20 protein-coding genes and 1 pseudogene are annotated in these 21119 nt (G+C 63.9%); 8 read left to right on the top strand and 13 right to left on the bottom strand.

Features of this window, described 5'->3' with window-relative positions:
• Positions 1-125: 125 nt before the first annotated feature.
• A complete protein-coding gene (gene hpaR / locus M5G17_RS03435; protein ID WP_273891609.1) occupies positions 126-548 on the top strand; it encodes a homoprotocatechuate degradation operon regulator HpaR in 423 nt (140 codons plus the stop codon).
• A gap of 86 nt (positions 549-634) precedes the next feature.
• Here the strand turns inward: hpaR and hpaI are convergent, their stop codons facing one another.
• The 8 genes from hpaI to M5G17_RS03475 all read right to left on the bottom strand — a co-directional run bounded on the left by hpaI (position 635) and on the right by M5G17_RS03475 (position 7923).
• A complete protein-coding gene (gene hpaI, locus M5G17_RS03440) occupies positions 635-1438 on the bottom strand; it encodes a 4-hydroxy-2-oxoheptanedioate aldolase (RefSeq protein ID WP_273891610.1) in 804 nt (267 codons plus the stop codon).
• 10 nt (positions 1439-1448) lie between these two features.
• Positions 1449-2252 carry a 2-oxo-hept-4-ene-1,7-dioate hydratase gene (hpaH, locus tag M5G17_RS03445; protein ID WP_273891611.1) on the bottom strand — a complete coding sequence of 268 codons (804 nt, stop codon included), beginning with the start codon at positions 2250-2252 and terminating at the stop codon, positions 1449-1451.
• Between the two features lie 11 nt (positions 2253-2263).
• Positions 2264-3568, bottom strand: a complete 1305-nt coding sequence (locus M5G17_RS03450; RefSeq protein ID WP_273891612.1) for an MFS transporter — start codon at positions 3566-3568, stop codon at positions 2264-2266.
• Positions 3569-3620: 52 nt separating this feature from the next.
• On the bottom strand, positions 3621-4013 hold the full coding sequence (locus M5G17_RS03455) for a tautomerase family protein (protein ID WP_273891613.1): 393 nt from the start codon (positions 4011-4013) through the stop codon (positions 3621-3623).
• A gap of 23 nt (positions 4014-4036) precedes the next feature.
• Positions 4037-4894: a 3,4-dihydroxyphenylacetate 2,3-dioxygenase gene (gene hpaD / locus M5G17_RS03460; protein ID WP_273891614.1), complete on the bottom strand. Its 858-nt coding sequence runs from the start codon at positions 4892-4894 to the stop codon at positions 4037-4039.
• Between the two features lie 118 nt (positions 4895-5012).
• A complete protein-coding gene (gene hpaE / locus M5G17_RS03465) occupies positions 5013-6473 on the bottom strand; it encodes a 5-carboxymethyl-2-hydroxymuconate semialdehyde dehydrogenase (protein WP_273891640.1) in 1461 nt (486 codons plus the stop codon).
• A 5-nt stretch (positions 6474-6478) separates the two neighbouring features.
• Positions 6479-7252 carry a fumarylacetoacetate hydrolase family protein gene (locus M5G17_RS03470; RefSeq protein ID WP_273891615.1) on the bottom strand — a complete coding sequence of 258 codons (774 nt, stop codon included), beginning with the start codon at positions 7250-7252 and terminating at the stop codon, positions 6479-6481.
• Complete coding sequence (locus M5G17_RS03475; protein ID WP_273891616.1) at positions 7252-7923, bottom strand: fumarylacetoacetate hydrolase family protein; 672 nt, start codon at positions 7921-7923, stop codon at positions 7252-7254. Before M5G17_RS03475 ends, M5G17_RS03470 begins: the two co-directional genes overlap by 1 nt.
• 146 nt (positions 7924-8069) lie before the next feature.
• Here M5G17_RS03475 and hpaA point away from each other — a divergent pair, with 146 nt between their 5' ends.
• The 5 genes from hpaA to M5G17_RS03500 all read left to right on the top strand — a co-directional run bounded on the left by hpaA (position 8070) and on the right by M5G17_RS03500 (position 13837).
• A complete protein-coding gene (gene hpaA, locus M5G17_RS03480) occupies positions 8070-8978 on the top strand; it encodes a 4-hydroxyphenylacetate catabolism regulatory protein HpaA (protein WP_273891617.1) in 909 nt (302 codons plus the stop codon).
• Between the two features lie 101 nt (positions 8979-9079).
• Entirely contained in the window at positions 9080-10762 is a 1683-nt protein-coding gene (locus M5G17_RS03485; RefSeq protein WP_273891618.1) for a nitrite/sulfite reductase, read from the top strand.
• A complete protein-coding gene (locus M5G17_RS03490) occupies positions 10750-11244 on the top strand; it encodes a DUF934 domain-containing protein (protein WP_273891619.1) in 495 nt (164 codons plus the stop codon). The genes M5G17_RS03485 and M5G17_RS03490 overlap by 13 nt, the downstream gene beginning before the upstream one ends.
• A gap of 198 nt (positions 11245-11442) precedes the next feature.
• Entirely contained in the window at positions 11443-13281 is a 1839-nt protein-coding gene (locus tag M5G17_RS03495; protein ID WP_273891641.1) for an amidohydrolase, read from the top strand.
• A 49-nt stretch (positions 13282-13330) separates the two neighbouring features.
• Positions 13331-13837: a GNAT family N-acetyltransferase gene (locus M5G17_RS03500; RefSeq protein ID WP_273891620.1), complete on the top strand. Its 507-nt coding sequence runs from the start codon at positions 13331-13333 to the stop codon at positions 13835-13837.
• Positions 13838-13882: 45 nt separating this feature from the next.
• On the opposite strand, the gene M5G17_RS03505 is transcribed toward M5G17_RS03500, so the two are convergent.
• Positions 13883-15499, bottom strand: coding sequence for an inorganic phosphate transporter (locus tag M5G17_RS03505; RefSeq protein WP_273891621.1), 1617 nt, complete (start codon positions 15497-15499; stop codon positions 13883-13885).
• A 128-nt stretch (positions 15500-15627) separates the two neighbouring features.
• Here M5G17_RS03505 and M5G17_RS03510 point away from each other — a divergent pair, with 128 nt between their 5' ends.
• Both M5G17_RS03510 and M5G17_RS03515 read left to right on the top strand, forming a co-directional pair.
• Positions 15628-16026: a DUF488 domain-containing protein gene (locus M5G17_RS03510; RefSeq protein ID WP_273891622.1), complete on the top strand. Its 399-nt coding sequence runs from the start codon at positions 15628-15630 to the stop codon at positions 16024-16026.
• 40 nt (positions 16027-16066) lie between these two features.
• Complete coding sequence (locus tag M5G17_RS03515) at positions 16067-16498, top strand: GNAT family N-acetyltransferase (RefSeq protein WP_273891623.1); 432 nt, start codon at positions 16067-16069, stop codon at positions 16496-16498.
• Positions 16499-16765: 267 nt separating this feature from the next.
• On the opposite strand, the pseudogene M5G17_RS03520 reads toward M5G17_RS03515, so the two are convergent.
• The 4 genes and pseudogenes from M5G17_RS03520 to M5G17_RS03535 all read right to left on the bottom strand — a co-directional run.
• Positions 16766-17944 (bottom strand): annotated as a pseudogene (locus tag M5G17_RS03520) (right-handed parallel beta-helix repeat-containing protein); the annotation flags it as partial.
• A gap of 17 nt (positions 17945-17961) precedes the next feature.
• Positions 17962-19077: a polysaccharide lyase gene (locus M5G17_RS03525; protein ID WP_273891624.1), complete on the bottom strand. Its 1116-nt coding sequence runs from the start codon at positions 19075-19077 to the stop codon at positions 17962-17964.
• Entirely contained in the window at positions 19068-20471 is a 1404-nt protein-coding gene (locus tag M5G17_RS03530) for an alginate O-acetyltransferase AlgX-related protein (RefSeq protein ID WP_273891625.1), read from the bottom strand. Before M5G17_RS03530 ends, M5G17_RS03525 begins: the two co-directional genes overlap by 10 nt.
• Positions 20472-20473: 2 nt before the next feature.
• Positions 20474-21118, bottom strand: a complete 645-nt coding sequence (locus M5G17_RS03535) for an alginate O-acetyltransferase AlgF (RefSeq protein WP_273891626.1) — start codon at positions 21116-21118, stop codon at positions 20474-20476.
• Position 21119 lies beyond the last annotated feature (1 nt).

The following is a 21119-nucleotide window of genomic DNA, read 5'->3' on the forward strand; positions in this document are numbered from 1 at the left end:
AGGCCCTGCACTGCGCGGGCGTCTTGATCCTGCCTGCCGCATGGCTTGACTGCCGGTGCCAGGGCTGTGGCAAGGCGTTGATTTTGTTAAAGTGTTAACAAAATAGCCTGATGATTAGCCCTTCCATGCCCCAGCCACGTCCCTCCCTGACCCTGACCTTGTTGCAAGCCCGCGAAGCGGCCATGGGTTTTTTTCGCCCCTCGCTCAACCAGCACGGGCTGACCGAGCAGCAATGGCGGGTGATTCGTATCTTGCGCCAGCAGGGGGAAATGGAGATCTACCGCCTGGCGGAACTGGCCTGCATCCTCAAGCCGAGCATGACCGGCGTGCTGGTGCGCATGGAGGCCGCCGGGCTGGTCAGCCGGCGCAAGGCCGAGCATGACCAGCGCCGGGTGCTGGTCAACCTGGCGCACAAAGGCGAGGAGACATTTGCCTCGATGAGCCAGTGCATGGAGGGCAACTACCAGCGGATCCAGGAGCAGTTTGGCGAGCAGAAGCTGCAGGTGCTGCTGGGGTTGCTTGAGGAGTTGAAGCAAGTCGGGCGGTGACCGCATCGCTGGCAAGCCAGCTCCCACAGGTTCGGTTTACAGAGGACCTTGTGGGAGCTGGCTTGCCAGCGATGAGGCCAGTACAGTTAATACACCGAAGGGCCAGATGACACGGTCTGCACATCCCCCTTGAATGTTCCCACCAACCCCTGCAACCCCTTCATCAACACCGTGGTATCCACCCCCACCGCGACAAACCCGGCGCCCAGTTCCAGGTAGCGCCGCGCCAGGGTCTGATCGGCACTGAGAATCCCCGCCGCCTTGCCGGCCTGTTGAATCCGCTCGATCGCCTGTTCAATCGCCACCTGCACCTCGGGGTGCGCTGGATTGCCGCGATAACCCATGGATGCACTCAAGTCCGCTGGCCCGATAAACACCCCGTCAACGCCCTCGACCGCAGCGATTGCGTCGAGGTTGCGCAGTCCCTCAAGGCTTTCGATCTGCACCAGCAAGCACATCTGCTCATCGGCCTGGTCCAGGTAGCCGGGGATGCTGTTCCAGCGCGAGGCCCGCGCCAGGGCGCTGCCGACACCGCGCACACCCTTGGGCGGGTAGTGCATGGCGCGCACCAGCTCGCGTGCCTGCTCGGCGCTTTCGACCATCGGCACCAACAGGGTTTGCGCGCCGATATCCAGCACCTGCTTGATCAGCGCGGTGTCGCCGATCACTGGGCGGATGACCGCCTGGGCCGTGTAGGGCGCAATAGCCTGCAACTGGCCAAGCATGCCACGCAGGTCATTGGGCGCGTGTTCGCCGTCGATCAGCAGCCAGTCGAAGCCGGCGTTGGCGGCAAGCTCGGCGCAGTACGGCTCGGCCAGGCCAAGCCACAGGCCGATTTGTGCCTCGCCGCGTTGCAGGCGTTGTTTGAAGCGGTTGACGGGCATGTCCATGGGCAGCTCCTTAAACGAAACGGCAGGCAATTGAACCGAGCATGTCGTAGTCAACATGGAAGGTATCGCCGGGGTTGGCCGCCACCGGGCGGGTGAAGGAGCCGCCGAGGATGATCTGCCCGGCTTCGAGGGTGACGTCGTACGGCGCCAGTTTGTTGGCCAGCCAGGCGACGCCCTTGGCCGGGTGGTTGAGCACCGCCGCCGAGACCCCGGATTCTTCGATCACGCCATTGCGGTAGAGCACCGCCGGGACCTTGCGCAGGTCGATATCGCCGGGGCGCACCGCGCGCCCGCCCATGACCACGCCGGCGTTGGCGGCGTTGTCGGAGATGGTGTCGAAGACCTTGCGGGTGGCCTGGGTCTGCGGGTCGATCTGCTGGATGCGCGCATCGATGATCTCCAGCGCCGGGATCACCCAGTCAGTGGCGTCGAGCACATCGAACAGGGTCACGTTCGGCCCCTTGAGCGGCTTGCCGAGCACGAACGCCAGCTCCACCTCGACCCGCGGCACGATAAAGCGCTCGAAGGGGATGTCGCTGCCTTCGTCGAAGAACATGTCATCGAGCAGCGCACCGTAGTCCGGTTCGCTGATATTCGACGACACCTGCATGGCCCGTGAGGTCAGGCCGATCTTGTGGCCGACCAGTTTGCGCCCGTCGCGGATCTTTTGCGCAACCCAGGCACGCTGGATGGCGTAGGCGTCTTCAATGCTGATGCCCGGATGCTCCAGGGAGAACTGCCGCACCTGTTCGCGGCTGCGTTCGGCGCGTTCCAGCTGAGCGGCGGCTTGCAGGATCTGGCTGTGGTCAAGCATGGCAAAGTCTCTTACTGAGGGTTGACGATGGCAGCCTTGGTGCGCAGCACCAGCAAGCCGCCCAGGGTGATGAACAGCGCCAGCACAAACAGCGCAAGGCTGGCGCTCTGGGTGGTGTCGCGCATCCAGCCGATCAGGTAGGGTGCGAGGAACGCGGCGATGCTGCCGAACGAGCTGATCAACGCGATGCCGGCGGCCTGGGTGGTGTTCGACAGGAACGCCGGGGGCAGTTGCCAGAACATCGGCAAGGCGGCGCTGGCGCCCATGCCGGCGATGATCAGCCCGCCCAGGACCAGCACCGGATTGCCCGGCACCAGGCCCGCCACGGCAATGCCGATGGCCGACATCAGCAGCGGTACGCACAGGTGCCAGCGGCGTTCACGCTGACGGTCGGAGGAGCGCCCACAGGCAATCATGAAAAAGCACCCGGCAAGATAAGGCACAGCGCTGAGCAGGCCGACCCGGCCATCGCTGCCGATGCCGGCACCGTGGATCAGGGTCGGCATCCAGAAGGCCAGGGTGTTGACCGCCAACATCACCGCGAAGTACACCGCCACCAGCAGCCAGACCTGGCTGTCACGCAGGATGCCGGCGAAGGAGGTGATGGATTTACGCTGTTCTTCCTGGCTCAGTTGCTCACGCAGTTGTTGCTTTTGCTCGCCGCTCAGCCAGCTGACGCTTTCAAAACTGTCCGGCAGGCACTTGAGCACCACCAGGCCGAGCAAGACCACCGGCGCCCCTTCGATCAGGAACATCCACTGCCAGCCACGCAGCCCGGCGGCGTCGTGGAACAGCTCAAGAATGCCACCCGACAACGGCCCGCCGACCACACCGGCCATGGGCACGGCGATGGCGAACAACGCCGTGATCTGCCCACGGCGGCGGGCCGGGTACCAGCGGTTGAGGTAGACCAGGATGCCAGGAAAGAAGCCGGCTTCGGCGACCCCGAGCAAAAAGCGCAAAACATAGAAACCCTGGGCCGATTCGACCCAGAGCATGCTGGTCGACAGCGTGCCCCAGACCACCATCAGGGTGGCGATCCAGCGCCGTGGCCCGATTCGGTCCAGGGCCATGTTGCTCGGCACACCGAACAACGCATAGGCGATGAAGAACAGCCCGGCACCAAAGCCGTAGACCGTGTCGCTGAAATGCAGGTCGCTGCTCATCTGCATCTTGGCAAAGCCGATGTTGATGCGGTCCAGGTGCGCGAACAGGTAGCAGATCAGCAGCAGCGGCATCAGCCGCCAAGTGATCTTGCTGTGGGTCGAGTCATGTTGGGCAAGGGCGGCGAGTTCTGCAGTATTGGCTGGGCTCATGATCTTGTACTTTTTGTCAGAGGGCCGTTGGGGTAGGGCGGGTAGCTGTGGTTCAGCCCGCCTGGTTGTGGAGAAAGGCGTGGACGTTGTTCTGTTTGAAGTTCAGTTGCGGGTGCAGCTCGATCATCTCGAATGACAGGGCCAGCAGGCGCTGGCTTTGCAGTTCGGCAAAATGCGCGGTGATCACCTCGAACAGCGCTTGGGCAACCTGGGTGCGGGTGGCCAGGTCACGGCCGTGGCCGACCTTCAGGGTCATGTGGACGAAGGCGTAGTCATGCTTGCCATCGGCCATGCGCCAGGTGTCCAGACGCACGCCACGGCTGCGAATGCCGCCCAGCGGGAACACGCCGCTGGCGCCCAGGCTGGCATGAACCTTCTCGAACAGGCCGGGCAGGTCGGCCTGTTGCTCGATGTTGTCGGTAAATTCGGCAATGAAATGCGGCATGAGGCTCTCCCACAGGGGGTGTGTTACAGGGGGAAGATGGCGTTGATCTGGCCGGTACCGGAGCTGCCGAACGGTTCGGTCAGCACTTCCACCGGCTTGTCGTAGTCGGCGCCGCCGAGCAGGCCCAGGAGCATCGCCGTGTCGTGCATGCCGCCTTCGCCGTAGCAGTGATTGGCGTAGTCCGGGAGCATCGCGCAGAACTCCTTGAAGCGGCCCTGCTTCCACAACTCGACCACCCGCAGGTCCATCTGCTTGTCGAATTCACGGGTCCAGTTGTGGATGTTGGCTTCGGCGTTGCGGTCGTCCGAAAAGCGGTGCGAGAGCGAACCCGAAGCCAGCACCAGCACCTTGCGGTCACTTTTTTCGATGGCCCGGCGCACGGCGGCGCCGAAGGCAAAGCTGTCTTCCAGACGGTGCCAGGCACACCAGGCGGCGATCGACACGACCTTGAGCTTGTGCTCGTCTGGCACATCCATGTGCATGTAGCGCATCGGTACCAGGGTGCCGTACTCAAGCTCAAGACTGGGGATGTTGTGGGCCAGGGTACGCACGTCGGCGGCGTTGGCTTCCTGGCCGATCAGTTCACCCAGCTGCGGGCAGCCGGGGTACTCGAAGTCCATGTTCTTGATGAAGTGCGGCAGCTCGTTGCTGGTGTAGGTGCCCTTGAAGTGCTCGCCACAGTTGATGTGGTAGCCGCTGTTGACCAGCCAGTGGACGTCGAACACTACGGCGGTGTCGGCGCCCAGCTCGCGGGCGCGGCGGCCGATTTCCTTGTGCCCGGCGATCGCAGCTGTGCGGCAGCCGTGATGTTTGCCGGGCAGTTCGGACAGGTACATCGAGGGTACGTGGCAGACTTTGGCTGCGAGGACGACTTCGCCCATGATGGAACTCCTGGAGATTGTTGTTCTTGTATGCTGTCAGTGCCATCTCTATCGCCGGCAAGCCGGCTCCCACAGGTTTTGAGACAGCCCTGTGGGAGCTGGCTTGCCAGCGATGCTTTTAGATGCCCCAGCGCGGAATGTGATGGCTGCCCATCGAGATACACACGTTCTTGATTTCGGCAAACACCTCGAAGCTGTACTGCCCGCCCTCACGGCCGGTGCCCGAGCCCTTGACCCCGCCGAACGGCTGGCGCAGGTCGCGCACGTTCTGGCTGTTGATGAACACCATGCCGGCCTCGATGCCACGGGCCAGACGATGCGCCTTGCCGATATCCTGCGTCCAGATGTAGGAGGCCAGGCCATACTCGGTGTCGTTGGCCAGTTGCAGCGCCTGGGCTTCGTCCTTGAACGGGATCAGGCACACCACCGGGCCGAAGATTTCTTCCTGGGCGATGCGCATGTTGTTGTTCACATCGGCAAACACCGTCGGCTGGATGAATTGGCCGCGGGCCAGGTGCGCCGGCAGGTTGGCCGGGCGCTCCAGACCGCCAGCGAGCAGGGTGGCGCCTTCCTCGATACCGATCTTGATGTAGCCGGTGACCTTGTCATAGTGGGCTTGAGTGATCATCGAGCCTACCTGGGTATTCGGGTCTTGCGGGTCACCGACGATCAGGCGCTTGGCCCGCGCGGCGAACTCGGCGACGAACTGCGGGTAAACACTCTCCTGGATAAAGATGCGGCTCCCGGCAGTGCAGCGCTCGCCATTGAGCGAGAAGATGGTGAACAGCGCCGCATCCAGGGCGCGCTCAAGGTCGGCGTCTTCGAAGATCAGCACCGGCGACTTGCCGCCCAGTTCCATGGAGTACTTCTTCAGGCCCGCAGTCTGCATGATCTTCTTGCCGGTGGCGGTGCCGCCGGTAAAGGAGATGGCGCGCACGTCCGGGTGGCGCACCAGGGCATCACCGGCGGTCGCGCCATAGCCCTGGATGACGTTGAGCACGCCGTTGGGAATCCCGGCTTCCACCGCCAGGCGGCCCAGTTCGTTAGCGGTCAGTGGTGACAGTTCACTCATCTTCAGTACGGCAGTGTTGCCCAGGGCCAGGCACGGCGCGGTCTTCCAGGTGGCGGTCATGAACGGTACGTTCCACGGCGACACCAACCCGCACACGCCTACCGGTTGGTACAGGGTGTAGTTGAGCATCTGGTCGTCGACCGGGTAGCTGTGGCCATCCATGCGCGTACAGACTTCGGCGAAGAAGTCGAAGTTGTGCGAAGCGCGAGGGATCAGCACGTTCCTGGTCTGGTGGATCGGCAAACCGGTGTCGAGGGTCTCCAGTTCGGCCAGGTGCGGCACGTTCTGTTCGATCAATTCACCGAGCTTGCGCATCAGCCGTGCGCGTTCCTTGGCCGGGGTGTTGGCCCACTTGGGAAAGGCCTCTTTCGCTGCGGCCACTGCCTGGGCGACTTCCTCGGCGCCGCCGCTGGCGACTTCGCCAATGGCCTCGCCGGTGGCCGGGTTGTAGTTGACGAACACATCTTTGCTTTCGACCTCACGGCCGTTGATCCAGTGCTTGATCATCTTGCTCATGCCTCTTGGCGGTTGAGGGCGAAGAACTCGGCTTCGCTGACAATACGGTTGACCAGGCGCCCGACGCCTTCGACTTCGACCACCACTTCATCGCCCGGCACCACATCGGCCAGGCCTTCTGGGGTGCCGGTAGCGATCATGTCGCCCGGCTGCAGGGTCATGAAGCTGGACAGGTATTCGATCAGGTAGGGGATGTCGAAAATCATGTCCTTGGTGCTGCCTTGCTGCTTGAGCTCACCGTTGATCCAGGTGCGCAAGGTCAGGTTGCTGGCGTCCGGCACATCGGCGACGTCGACGATCCACGGCCCGACCGGGGTGGTGGCGTCGCGGTTTTTCACCCGCAGGTTGGGCCGGTAGTAGTTCTCCAGATAATCGCGGATGGCGTAGTCGTTGCACACCGTGTAGCCGGCCAGGTACTCCAGGGCATTTTCGCGCTTGACGTTGCGCGCCGGCTTGCCGATCACTGCCACCAGCTCGCACTCGTAGTGCATGTAGGCGACGTTGTCCGGGCGCCAACTGACCTGGTTGTGGCCGGTATAGGTGCCCACCGACTTGACGAACGCCAGCGGCTCGGTAGGCGGGGTGAAGGTCAGCTCTGCGGCGTGGTCGGCGTAATTCAGGCCCAGGGCGAACATGCTGCCGGTGGCCGGTGGCAGCCACTCGACCTGCTGCTCCGGCAACAGCCGGCCATCAGCCAGGCGCACGGCATTGTCGGCCTCGACGGTGACGGCGTGGACTTCACCCTGGTAGCGGATACGTGCGTGTTTCATCAGCGACTCTCCTGGGCGGCAACGATGCTGTTGGTCAGGCGCCCGAGGCCGCTGATCTCGGCTTCAACCTGATCGCCCGGCAGTACATCGACGCGGCCTTCCGGGGTGCCGGTGATCAGCACATCGCCTTCATGCAGGGTCATGAACTCGCTGATTTCGCTAATCAGCTGGGCGATGCTGCGGACCATGTTGGCGGTGCTGTTGTGTTGGCGCAGTTCACCGTTGATGAACAGCTTGATGCTCAATTGCTGCGGGTCGGCAACCTGCGCGGCCGGCACCAGCTCAGGGCCCAAGGCGCAGAAGCCGTCGCGGCACTTGGCCTTGACCGCCGGGCGGTAGTAGCTGTCTTCGGGCAGGCTGAATTCATTGACGATGGTGTAGCCGGCGACATGCGTCAGGGCGTTGTCGACGCTGACCCGGGTGGCGCGCTTGCCAATCACCACCCCCAGGGCCGGGCCCGGTTGCAGGTGCCCGATGCCGTGCGGATAGACCACCGGCTGGCCGTGGCCGTTACGGGTGTTGGGGGTCTTGATGAACAGTACCGGCTTGACCGGCGGCTTCTGATACGGCGGTTGCTCGAATGCGGCGAGATGCTGGTCAAGCAGCCCCTGGTAGTTCAGCGCAACGCCGAACAGGGTACCGCTGGCAGCATCGTGCAAGGCACGGCTCATGGGGTTCTCCTGGCTGGGGCAGGGGCAGGGTCCCTGCTCGAATAATTGTTAATGTGTTAACGTTATAATTAAGATGTTAACGAAATGCAAGCGGCTTGCTGCAGGAGTAAGCTGGTGGCACAACAACAAGAACAGCGAGCAGGGCCATGAGCGAGCGCCAGCCAATCCCCAACATCAACATCGGCCAGGTCTACGATCAGCGCTACAGCGATGCCGAGGTGCATTACGACAAGCTCGGCAACCTGGCCGGGTTCTTTGGTCGCAACATGCCGGTGCACCGCCATGACCGGTTTTTCCAGGTGCATTACGTCAATAGCGGTACGGTGCGGGTGTACCTGGATGATCAGCAGTATGTTGAATCGGGGCCGATGTTCTTTCTGACGCCGCCGACCGTCCCCCACGCCTTCGTCACCGAGCCCGATGCCGACGGCCATGTCCTGACCGTGCGCCAGCAACTGGTCTGGCAATTGCTGCAAGCCGATCCCAGCCTGGCGCCGGGGCCGCAGGTGGCTCCGGTTTGTGTCGCCTTGAGCGGCCTGGAACCCAAATTCGCCGCCGAGGCGCGGCGTCTGGCGCTGCTGTTCGATGAGTTGCACAGCGAGATCAACGCCAGCCAGGCCGGGCGCGAGGCGGCGCTGCAAAGCCTGACGCGGCTGATCATGACCAGCCTGCTGCGCCTGTGCGCGCGCTCGCTGCCGGCACGCCAGACCCAGCATGACGACCTGCAACTGTTCCACCGCTTCAACGAACTGATCGAGGCCCACTACTTAGAACACTGGCCGCTGGCGCGCTACGCCCAGGGCCTGGGTGTCACCGAGGCGCGGCTCAACGAAGTGTGCCGGCGCATCGCCGACCTGCCGTCCAAGCGGCTGATTCTTGAACGCTTGATGCAGGAGGCACGGCGCATGCTGTTGTTCACCGGCCGTTCGGCCAACGAGATCTGCTACAGCCTGGGCTTCAAGGACCCGGCGTATTTCAGCCGCTTCTTTGCGCGCTACGCGCAGATGACGCCGGGGATGTACCGCCAGCGTCAGGCGAAGGGCCTTGCCAGGTGAGGCGCCCAGCTCATCTGATCCGTATTAATCCTGCTAACCTGAATCTGTAACTCAGTACACCCAAAAGCCATAGTAAGGGCCTCCCTGATGAGGTCCGAACCATGTATCACTATGACGAGTATGACCGTGCGCTGGTGTTCGAGCGCGTGGCGCAGTTTCGCGATCAGGTGCGCCGGTTCATGGCTGCCGAACTGAGTGAAGAAGAGTTCCTGCCCCTGCGTCTGCAAAACGGCCTGTACCTGCAAAAGCATGCCTTCATGCTGCGCGTGGCCATCCCTTACGGCACCCTGGGGGCGCAGCAGATGCGTACCCTGGCGCAGATCGCCAGAGAATACGATCGCGGCTACGGACACTTCACCACCCGGCAGAATATCCAGTTCAACTGGATCGAGCTGGCCCAGGTGCCGGATATCCTCCAGCGCCTGGCCGAGGTCGAGATGCATGCGATCCAGACCTCGGGCAACTGCGTGCGCAATATCACCACCGAAGCCTTTGCCGGGGTCGCCGCCGATGAGCTGCTCGACCCGCGGCCGCTGGCCGAGATCCTCCGGCAGTGGTCGACCATCAACCCCGAGTTCCTGTTCTTGCCACGCAAGTTCAAGATCGCCATCTGTTCGGCCATCGAGGACCGCGCGGCGATCATGATGCATGACATCGGCCTCTACCTGTACCGCGACGGCCATGGCCAGATGTGCCTGCGGGTCATGGTCGGCGGCGGCCTGGGGCGTACGCCGATCCTGGGCTTGCAGATCCGCGAGGGCCTGCCGTGGCAGCACCTGCTGTCGTATGTCGAGGCCATCCTGCGGGTCTACAACCGCCATGGCCGGCGCGACAACAAGTACAAGGCGCGGATCAAGATCCTGGTCAAGGCGCTGGGAATCGAGGCGTTCTCCCACGAGGTGGAGCAGGAGTGGCAGCACATCAAGGACGGCCCGGCGCAACTCACCGAGGACGAGTTCCAGCGCGTCGCTAGCGCATTCGAACCACCGGCCTACGACAGCGTCGTCGACACAGAGCTGGCCTACGACACGCACCTGGCCCAGGACCATGCATTCGCCCGCTGGGTGGCCTGCTGCGTCAAGCCGCACAAGGTCCCCGGTTACGCCAGTGTGGTGCTCTCGACCAAGCCGGGGGAAAGCTCGCCACCGGGCGACCTGACGGATGAGCAAATGGAGGCGGTGGCCGACTGGTCGGAGCAGTTCGGCTTCGGCGAGATCCGCATTGCCCATGAGCAGAACCTGATACTGCCCGACGTGCGCAAGCGCGACCTGCATGCACTCTGGCGCCTGGCCTGCGAGCGCGGCCTGGGGACTGCCAACATCGGTTTGCTGACCGACATCATCGCCTGCCCGGGTGGCGATTTCTGCGCCCTGGCCAATGCCACCTCGATCCCTATCGCGCAGTCTATCCAGCGCTGCTTCGATGACTTGGACTACCTGCATGACCTGGGTGAACTGAGCCTGAACATCTCTGGCTGCATCAACGCCTGTGGCCATCACCACATCGGCAACATCGGCATCCTTGGTGTCGACAAGAACGGCAGCGAGTGGTACCAGGTGACCCTCGGCGGCGCCCAGGGCAAGCACAGCACCTTGGGCAAGGTTATCGGTCCGTCATTCAGCGCCGCGCAGATTCCCCGGGTGATCGAACAGATCATCGCCACCTATTGCGCCTACCGCGAGCTCGACGAGCCGTTTGTCGACACCGTCCGCCGGGTCGGCCTGGAACCCTTCAAGGAACGGGTCTACGGCAAGCGTCCGGAGGAGTTGATATGCGTAATGTGATTGCCCTGCGAAACGGTGAGGCGCAGTTGATCGAGCAAGATCCCTGGCAGCTGTTGCGCGAACCTGGCGAAGCGCTGCCCGACGGCCTGCTAATCTTGCCCCTGGCCAGCTGGCTGGCCTGTCGCGGCCAGCGCCTGCCGGGCCGTGACGGCTTGTGGTTGGGGCCAGATGATGAGGTCGAGCCGCTGCGCCCGTGGCTGGCCCAGGTGCCACTGATCGCTGTCGACTTCCCCAGTTTTCGTGACGGCCGTGGTTACAGTCAGGCCTACCTGCTGCGCACCCGCCTGGGTTGGCATGGCGAGCTGCGCGCCATTGGCGATGTGCTGCGTGACCAGCTCAGCCATATGCGCCAGTGCGGCTTTGACAGCTACGCGGTGCGTGAAGACAAATGCGCCACGGACGCCTTGCAGGGCCTGGCGGGAATGAGCGTGCTGTATGGGCGCTCGGTGATCGAGCCGCGGCCGTTGTTTCGTCGGCGTTGACTGGTACGGCGTCGGCGCTGGTCTATCGTTTAGCTTTTGTTCGCCCGGCAATGCCGCGCCTCAGGAGCCGCCATGAACCAGGATCAGCAGAGTCGCCGCCGTTTTATCGCCGCCAGTTCCGTGGTGGGCGCCGCCGGGGCCATGTACTCGACGGCACCACTGGCCGCCGGAGCCATTCTGCGCGGTACTGAAACGGCCGTGCCGGCAGAGCTGATCCTGCATAACGGTCTGCTGCACACGGTAGACCGCGAGCGGCCGCAAGCAACTGCGGTGGCCATTCGCGATGGACGCTTCGTGGCGGTGGGCGATGATGCCCAGGTCATGGCCTTGCGCGGGCCGGCGACCCAGGTCATCGACCTCAAGCAACGCACAGTGATCCCCGGGCTCAACGATTCGCACCTGCACCTGATCCGCGGTGGCCTGAACTACAACCTGGAGCTGCGCTGGGAAGGCGTGCCGTCGCTGGCCGATGCTTTGCGCCTGCTCAAGGAACAGGCCTTGCGCACGCCCGCGCCGCAGTGGGTGAGGGTGGTGGGGGGCTGGAACGAGTTCCAGTTCGCCGAGCGCCGTTTGCCGACCCTCGACGAGCTGAACCAGGCAGCGCCAGACACGCCGGTGTTCGTCCTGCACCTGTACGATCGCGCCCTGCTCAACCGAGCAGCCCTGCGCGTGGTCGGCTACGACCGCAACACGCCCAACCCACCGGGAGGCGAGATCCAGCGCGATGTCAACGGCAACCCGACCGGCATGTTGATCGCCCGGCCCAACGCGATGATCCTCTACTCGACGTTGGCCAAGGGGCCGAAGCTGCCGCTGGAATACCAGGTCAACTCGACCCGCCAGTTCATGCGCGAGCTCAACCGCCTGGGCCTGACCAGCGCCATCGATGCCGGTGGTGGCTATCAGAATTACCCTGATGACTATGCGGTTATCGAGCAGTTGGCCAAGGCCAGTCAGTTGACCGTGCGCATCGCCTACAACCTGTTTACCCAAAAGCCCAAGGAAGAACTGGCCGACTTCAAAAACTGGACCAGCAGTGTCAAGTACGGCCAGGGCGACGACTTTCTGCGCCACAACGGCGCCGGCGAGATGCTGGTGTTCTCCGCCGCCGACTTCGAGGACTTTCTCGAACCGCGTCCGGACCTGCCCGCCAGCATGGAGGGCGATCTAGAACCGGTGGTGCGCCATCTGGTTGAGCAGCGTTGGCCGTTTCGCCTGCACGCCACCTACGACGAGTCGATCTCGCGCATGCTCGAGGTGTTCGAGAAGGTTAATCGCGATATCCCTTTCAACGGCCTGCCGTGGTTTTTCGACCATGCCGAAACCATCAGCCCGAAGAACATCGAGAGGGTAAAAGCCTTGGGCGGCGGTATTGCCATTCAGGACCGCATGGCCTTCCAGGGTGAATACTTCGTCGAGCGCTACGGTGCCAAGGCCGCCCAGCACACGCCGCCAATCAAGCGCATGCTTGGTGAAGGCATCCCGGTCGGCGCCGGCACCGACGCCACCCGGGTGTCCAGCTACAACCCCTGGACCTCGCTGTACTGGCTGGTCAGCGGGCGTACCGTCGGCGGCCTGGAGTTGTACCCGCAGGGCCTGGACCGCGACACCGCGCTGTCGCTGTTCACCCATGGCAGCGCCTGGTTCTCCAGCGAGCAGGGCACCAAGGGCCAGATCAAGGTCGGTCAACTGGCGGACCTGACGGCGTTGAGCGCCGACTATTTCAGCATCGACGCCGAAGCGATCAAGCACCTGGAGTCGGTGCTGACCCTGGTCGATGGCAAGGTGGTGTACGGCGCCGCCGAGTTCGCCCGGCTCGACCCGCCGACGCTGCCGGTATTGCCCGACTGGTCGCCGGTGGCCAAGGTGCCGGGGCACTGGCGCCAGGGCGCTGCGCTCACCGCCCAGGTGCATCAATGCGTGGGTGCCTGTGCGGTGCATGCCCACCACCATCAGCGCGCTCGGCAGTCTTCGGTACCGGTCAGTGATTTTCAGGGCTTTTGGGGCGCCTTTGGTTGTTCCTGTTTTGCCTTCTAAGGGATCGGGCTACCATGCAGGTATCGCCCGATCGACAGGATGTTGCTGCATGCCCTTCACTACCCGTGTTGCCCGGCCCAGTGATGCCGAGGCACTCAGCCATGTCGCCGGCCAGACCTTCGCCCTGGCCAGCCCCCCGGACGCTGCCGCCCAAGCGTTGCAGGAGTACATCGACACCCAGTTGCAGCCCGAGCATTTTGTCCTGCACCTGCTCAACCGGCGCAAGCGCCTACGGGTGCTGGAACACCTGGGTAAAGTGGTGGGTTACAGCCTGATCGACACTGCACCCCAGGTTTTGGGGATTGCCGAGGCGGACGGCCTGCCGGAGCTCAGCCGCTGCTATGTGCTGCCCGAGCAACATGGCCTCGGAGCTGCGCAGCTGTTGCTCGACGACACCTTGGCGCAGGTGTGCGGGGCCATTCGCCTGACGGTCAACCAACAGAATGCCCGGGCCATCCGTTTCTACCAGCGCAATGGCTTTGCCAAGGTTGGCGAGGCACTGTTCGAGTGCGGCCCGGAGTGGCAACGGGACTGGGTGATGGTCGCACGGCGCTAACCTGTGGGAGCGTGCTTGCCCCGCGATGAGGCCGGTACAGTCAGATCAGAACACCTGCCGCAACACCCAGTACAACCCCCCGGCCAGCACAATCGCCGCCGGCAAGGTCAGCACCCAGGCCATCATCAGGTTGAACACGGTGCGCATCTGCAGGCCCGAGCCATTGGCGACCATGCTCCCGGCCACCCCGGACGACAGCACGTGGGTGGTCGACACCGGCAGCCCGTACATGTCCGCAGCCCCGATGGTGCACATCGCCACCAGCTCGGCCGAAGCGCCCTGGGCGTAGGTCAGGTGGGTCTTGCCGATCTTCTCGCCAACGGTCACGACGATGCGCCGCCAGCCGACCATGGTCCCAAGCCCCAGGGCGATGGCCACGGCGATCTTCACCCACAGCGGAATGTAGCGGGTGGCGCTGTCGATCTGTTGCTTGAACAGGTGCACTTTGGCCTGGGTATCTGCATCGAAGTTGCCCAACTGGTGCTTGTCGATCAGGCGGATGGCCTCGGAGGTCAGGTACATGTCGTTGCGCACGTTGGCCATGGCCTCGGCGGGTACCCGGTTGAGCGAGCCATAGCCCCTGACCTCGGTACCGATCATGCCGGCCAGCTCTGCCAGGGCGGGCAGTAGTTCAGCGCTGGCCTGCGGCTGGCGAATGAAGGCGCTGAGGGTCTGGCGGGGGTCGTCCACGGCGGCGTGCGGCGCACTGCGCTGTAAGGCCTGCTGGGTGACTTCGGCCACGGCGGCGAACTGCAGTGACTGCTCGGCCGGCATGGTCCGGTTCAAGGCGTAGGCCATGGGCAGGGTGCCGACCAAGATCAACATGATCAGGCCCATGCCTTTTTGCCCGTCGTTGGAACCGTGGGCGAAGGACACCCCGGTACAGGTGAGAATCAGCAGCCCGCGAATCCACCAGGGCGGTGGCGTGTTGCCGACCGGCGCCTGGTACAGCTCGCGGCGCTTGACCAGCATGCGCAGGGCCAGCAGCAACAGCGCCGCACAGGCAAAGCCCACCAGGGGCGAGAGCAGCAGTGAATAGCCGACCTTGCTGGCCTGGCTCCAGTCCACCCCGCTGATGCCGTCGCGCCCGTGCATCAGCGCGTTGGCGATGCCGACGCCGATGATCGATCCGATCAGGGTATGCGAGGAGGATGCCGGCAGGCCCAGCCACCAGGTGCCCAGGTTCCAGATGATCGCCGACAGCAACAGGGCGAAGACCATGGAAAAGCCCGCCGAGGAGCCGACTTGCAAGATCAGCTCCACCGGCAGCAGGGCGATGATGCCGAAGGCCACCGCGCCGCTGGACAGCAGTACGCCGAGAAAATTGAAACAGCCCGACCACACCACGGCCACCGATGGGGGTAGCGAATGGGTGTAGATCACCGTGGCGACGGCATTGGCGGTGTCGTGAAAACCGTTGACGAACTCAAAGCCCAGGGCAATCAGCAACGCCAGGCCGAGCAATAAAAAGGGCGTCCAGGTGGTGACCACGGTGCCGGTGGCATCGATGTCGCGGAACAGGCTCCAGCCGGTATACACAAGGCCTGCCGCGAGCAAGCCGAAAAACAGGGTCAGGGTGGTGCGGCCGGGTTTGTGATCGAGACGCGGGCGTGGGTCGTGGTTGGTCAGCGATGGGCTGCCAGCCAGGGTCGGGGTGGTCATGATGACGGGTCCGGGTTAGCAGAAAGGATCAAGCCTTGCCTGGCCATGATAAAAACAATCGCTGACGGCACCGTGACCTCGGTCAAGGAAAGTCCTAGGATCTATGCACCCTCTGCGGGAGCGAAGTGATGATCCGCTGCAAACGCGTCTATGATCCGCTTGAAGCCAGCGATGGCCGGCGCGTGCTGGTCGACCGGTTGTGGCCGCGCAACAAGCGCAAGGAGGAGCTGCAGGCGGTGTGGATGCCTGAGGTGGCGCCGTCAACGCTGCTGCGCCAGGCCTTTCATGCCGGTGAAGTGGATTTCTCCGGGTTTGCCGAGCGCTACCGCCAGGAACTGAACGCGCAGCCGACGCATTGGTGGAAGTTGCTGGGCATGGCCGCGCAGGGTGATCTGACCTTGCTGTATGCCGGCAAGGACACTGCACGCAACAATGCCACGGTGCTGGCGCAATGGCTTGAGGATGAGCTGGAGCGTCGGGGGCCGGGGAGTTCGCCGGTGTGCTATGCCGATGAATTCGAATCTTGAACAGTATCGCGGGGCAAGCCCGCTCCCACAGGTTTCTCTGATGATCCTGCAACTGCCCCCCGCCACCGACCAGCACCGCACCTTCGCCCGCGACCTCACCCGTCGGGCCATGCTGCCCTATTACCGCGAGTTCGACCTGCTCTGGCAGGAAGAGGCCTTTGACCAGGCCTGGGAATGGCGCGAGCAATGGCTGATCTGCGAAGACCAGCAACCGGTCGGCTACTTCAGCCTCAGCCAGGACCGCCAGGCCTTGTTCATCCGTGAACTGCACCTGTTGGAAAGCTGTCGCGGCCGGGGCATCGGCAGTTGGGTATTAACGCAACTGGCTGACTGGGCCCGGCAGCGGCACTTGCCCCTGTTGCGCTTGATGGTGTTCAGCAGCAATCCGGCACGGCTCCTGTACCTGCGCCAGGGTTTTGTCTGTGTCGGCGAAGACGAGTGCTTTGTGCGCATGCAGCGGGCGATTGACTAGCTCGACCCGCACCACGCAACCCGGGCGCTGGAGCGCCTGTAACAGTGGCCCCTGTACGGCTAACAAATCCCCTATCAGCAGGTTCTGCAGGATTGGCTTGCCCTCGAAGGTGTTCGGCCCCAGCACCACCTGCTGCATACCCTCGACCCGCACCAGCGCCTTGCCGGCCTTGCCCAGGGTGTTGCCGCTCAAGGTCAGGGGGCCGGCCAGTGGTGTGGCGTTGCGCAGGCTGACGGCGTATTCGGGGGTGTTGCCGATGCGGTTGTTGATCAGGCTGACGGCGCCGACCTCGCTGGCATCCACGGCGCTGCCCTGGCTGTTGCCGATCAGGTTGTCGCTGATCAGCAGCGGCGCGGCAGGCGTTGGCGCCAGGTTGCGCAGTTGGATGCCGTTGCCACGGCTGTCGCCGATCAGGTTGGCGCTCAGCAGCAGGGCGCCCTGTTGTTCGCTGACCTCGATCGCCGCCTTGTACGCACCCAGGATCAGGTTGCCTTCAATGCGCCCGCGAGTCTGGCCGCGCAGGCGGATGCCGCTGTTGTTGTCGATGCCGCGCAGCTGGTTGTTGCGCAGCGTCACCTGGCTGTCGCGCACATCGATGGCGTACTGCTGGGATTGATTGAACTGGCTGTTATCGATCTGCGCCCAGCTGTGCTGCAGCTCTACCGCGCTGGACAGCTCGTTGAACTGGCTGTCGCGGATGATCAGCGTGGCCGGGCGGGTGGACGCTGCTTGCTGGCTGCTCAGGGCGGTGGTCAGGCCGCGCGAGAGGTTGGCGTTGTAGCCCAGGCGCTTGAGAGTCGAGCCCAGCACCTGGGTGTGGCTACCGGCCCAGGCCACCACGAACGGCCGCCAGGCGCGGTCGGTACTGCCGGGTTTGTCGCCAGCGACGCTCTCCAGGTGCGACTGGTTCAAGCCCAACCAGCCCTGGTTGATCAGCGCCGTGCCGGAGTAGCTGTACAGGTACAGGCTGGTGCCTTCGAGCAGCAGGCCGCCGTCGTTGGCGATCACCAGCGGGTAGCTGAGCAGGTAGCCGTCCTTGTAGCGCTTGAGGATCTTTGGGTCGTTGAGGGCATCGTGCAACTGCGCCAGGGTAATGCTGCCACCGCGCACCAGCAGCGCTTGCGGGTGATGCGCCTGGTAGCCGGCGATGGCGCGGAACAGGCCATTGTTGACCAAGGGTTCGAACGGCCAGCTGCCGGCCTGTGACGAGAACATCGGTTGCAGGCTGACACTGGCGCGACCCGCCGGACGCGGGCGTTCGTCGACCTGCAACTGCACGGCCTGGCTGAGCTGTTGCTGCAACTGCTGCAGGTCGCGCTGGTGGTCGGCACTGCTTACTGTGCTCAGCGATTGCTGCAGCGGCAAGCTCTGGCTGGCGGCCTGGGCCATGGCGCTGAACAGCAGTGCCAGGCAGGAAAGGGTAAGCGGGCGGGCAAGCATGGCCATGACGGTTCGTCCTTGGGTTACGGCAGTTTGGGATAGAACGGCTTGAGCGGGCCGCCGATCTGGCTGTAGTTGTCGACTTCGCCATCTTCGCTGTCATACAGCTGGCGGGCCAGGCGGTGGCCCGGGGCGCGCTGCAGGAAAGGGATCAGCCAGGCCAGTTTGTAGGGGGCGACGTCGACCTGCGACTGGCCTTTGAGCTCGGGAAGGCCGTCGGGGTCGAGGATGCTGCGGGCGGCAAAATTGGCCAGCAGTTCCAGGGTCTGCTGATCGTGATTGCTCCACGGCAGGCCGTTGGCTCGCGCCGATTCCGCCAGCAGCACCAGCGGCACCAGGGCGTATTGGCTGTAGGTGGCGGCCAGTTTGCCGCGCGCCACTTCCAGGGGCAGGTAGGCGTAGCTGCCATCAGCGGACCTCACCGCCTGCTGCAATCCACGGCGCAGGTTGCCGTCGGCCCACTGGATGAAGTCGTCGCGCTGCACCAGCATGCCGGTTGCCGCCACGGCCCAGGCCGCCCAGTAGTCATGGTTGTTGAACCAGGTAAAGCCGGGCGCGCGACGCGGTTGGTACTCGGCGATGATGCGTTCGCCCAGCTGGCTGAACCAGGCCTTCTGCGCTGGCGTCAGTTGCAGCTCGGCGTCGCTGGCGGCCTGGGTCATCAGCAGGGTCGAGGCCATGGCGGCTACCGCCCATTTGCGCGCGGCCATGCCGGTGCTGCTGGCGTCGGGGGTGAGTAGCGCGCCGGCCTGGGCCCAGCGCTCCAGCCACTGGTCCTGGCAGGCCAGGGCCATGTTCGCTTCCTGCGGATTTTTCGCCCGCACAAAGCGCTTGCTGGCGTAGATCAGCCCGCCAATGAAGGGTTTGACCTGCTTGCCGATCTGTTCGCTGCTGGCGTCCGGCCTGCTGCGCAGGGTCGACTTGCTGGCATCGCGCTGGTCGTACTTGCTTTGCAACTGCAAGCTGCCGGTGTAGGGCGGCGGTACGGGCTTGCTGCAGCTCAAGGTGCGGTAGTCGGCGATCATCGCCGACTGCGCAGTGGCCCGTGGCGGCCAGATCGAGCTGGCGGCCAGGCTGCTGGCCAGCTGCAGGCTGGCGCACAGGCCCAGGCCCAGCGCTGCCCAGGTCTTTACAGGCATAGTCGGGTTTCCACTTGGGTGGCGGCAGTGCCGGGCTTGGTTGGTTCCATGAACACTGACAGCAGGTTGGCCCCGGTGAACTCCTTGGCCCGGCTCAACTCCAGGTAATACTGGCCGCCGGTAACCACCGCTTCACGGCGGAACCAGACTTTGTCGCGGGCACCGTTGTCGTAATAGACGATCAGGTAGAAATCCTTGACGTTCTTGTCACTAATGCGGATGTCGAGAAAGCCCTGACCGCTGTTTAGATTCTTGCGTCCTTCGCCTGCGTTGCTGAGCAGCTCGATGCGCTCGTTGACCCGCAGCGGCGGGCGCTGCACACGGTTGGCCAGAACCTGGGTAGACGCCGGGCAGCCGCCCTTGACCGCCGGAATCAGTTGGCGGTACATCGCCTCGGACTCCAGCTGGTAGTTGGCCGGTAGTTCCCAGATGATCAGCTTGGGCGGCGCCTTGGGCTTGTAGTTCTCCGACAGCAGGTATTCGAGCAGCGAGCCGTCCTGGCCAACGCCGGGTAGGGCGTAGTTGAGGATGTCGACTTGCAGGTACTGCTTGAGGTAGCCGTCGAAGTTGAACTGCTTGCTCTCGTCTTCACGGGCGGCGGCGTTGCTGTCGCCGACCAGGATCACCTCAGGGTCCGGCGCATCGTCGAACAACGCCTCGGCACCGTCGGCTTCGGGGATGGTCTGGTAGCCGCGCACATACTGGAAGCCATAGTTGTTGCCGCAGATATAGCTCAGCGCGAGGTTCAGGGTGCCGTCCTTGGGCACCATGACCCCGGGCTCGGTGCGGTACTGTTTTTTACTCAGTTGGGCGTAGAACGGTTGGCGACGTACCTCTTCGGCCACCAGCCGCGCCGTGGCTTCGGCGCCGTCCGGGGTCCAGTGGTGGTCACGGCGAAAGAAGAACTCGCCCTTGGGCGGGTTCTGCACCAGTTGCATCAACGGCGGCACCACCGCGCCGCCCGCGCGCAGTTGCTGCAGGTAGCTGTCCAGGTTGCCGCTGGCGCGGGCAAAGTCGAAGCCGTGCAGCTTGTCGGGGTAAAGCTTGTCGCGGTGCATCAGGCCACGGGTCGGTTGCACCGCCATGGCCACGTGGATGCCCTGTTGGCGGAACGCGGCCATCAAACGGGCGAACTCCGGGCGCATGGGCGCCGGGATGCCGAAATCGTTGGTCAGGTCGACGGCCGAGCGGAACAGCCAGCGCTCCTTGCCCGGGACGATTTCACGCATCAGCTTCATGCGCCCTTCGGCGTAGTTCTGCGGGTTGCCAAGGCCCGGGCAGACCATGCATTCAAGGCTGGTGCAACTGGCCTTGGCGGGTTCGGCCGCCGCGCTCGGTGCGCTGAGCAGCGGGCCCAGCAGGGCCGCCAGGCCAAGGGGAAGAATGCGCTTCATGTTCACTCGCTCGGGTCGATGCTGTTGGCCAGGCTCATGCTCTGATAGCCGGCGCCCTTGGGCAGCAGTACGTAGCTGTAGGAGCGACCTTTTTTCAGGAACAGCTCATCGAATTTGGCCACGTTCTGTTCATCGACGTAGGCGGCAAAGCCGATTTTTATCTCGTTGACCATGCGGCTGCCGGTCTGGTTCTTGCCCAGCGGGTCGACGATCACGTGCTTGCCGTCGAGGGTCTTGAGCGCGGCCTGGGCCGGAGTCAGGTTGTAGAAGGCAACCTGGGCTTTTTTCGGCTCATTGACGTACTTGTCGGCGATCAGGGTCAGCGTGCTGCCATCAAAGACCACGGTGCTGGCAGCGTTGGCCTTGAGTTGCGGCTCGATGGCGGTGCTGCCGACGGCGATCTTGTGCGCCCCGGCCGGGGTGAAGCGGTAGCCGCTGAGTTGACCGGCGGCGACCCGTTGCGCGTTGATCTTGCCGCTCAGGGTCACGTCGATGTTGCTGCTGGACAGGTTGAGCACGCGCACGAACGCCGAGTCGGCGGGTGCCACGGCGTCGTACAGGTCGGCGTTGCCTTCGGCGGCATGAACAGTGTTGCTGCCCAGCAGCAGGGCGCAAGTGACGAGCAGGCGTTGCAGTGCGATATTCATC

It is taken from the genome of Pseudomonas rubra (genome assembly GCF_028656935.1).
GTDB classification, from domain to species: domain Bacteria; phylum Pseudomonadota; class Gammaproteobacteria; order Pseudomonadales; family Pseudomonadaceae; genus Aquipseudomonas; species Aquipseudomonas rubra.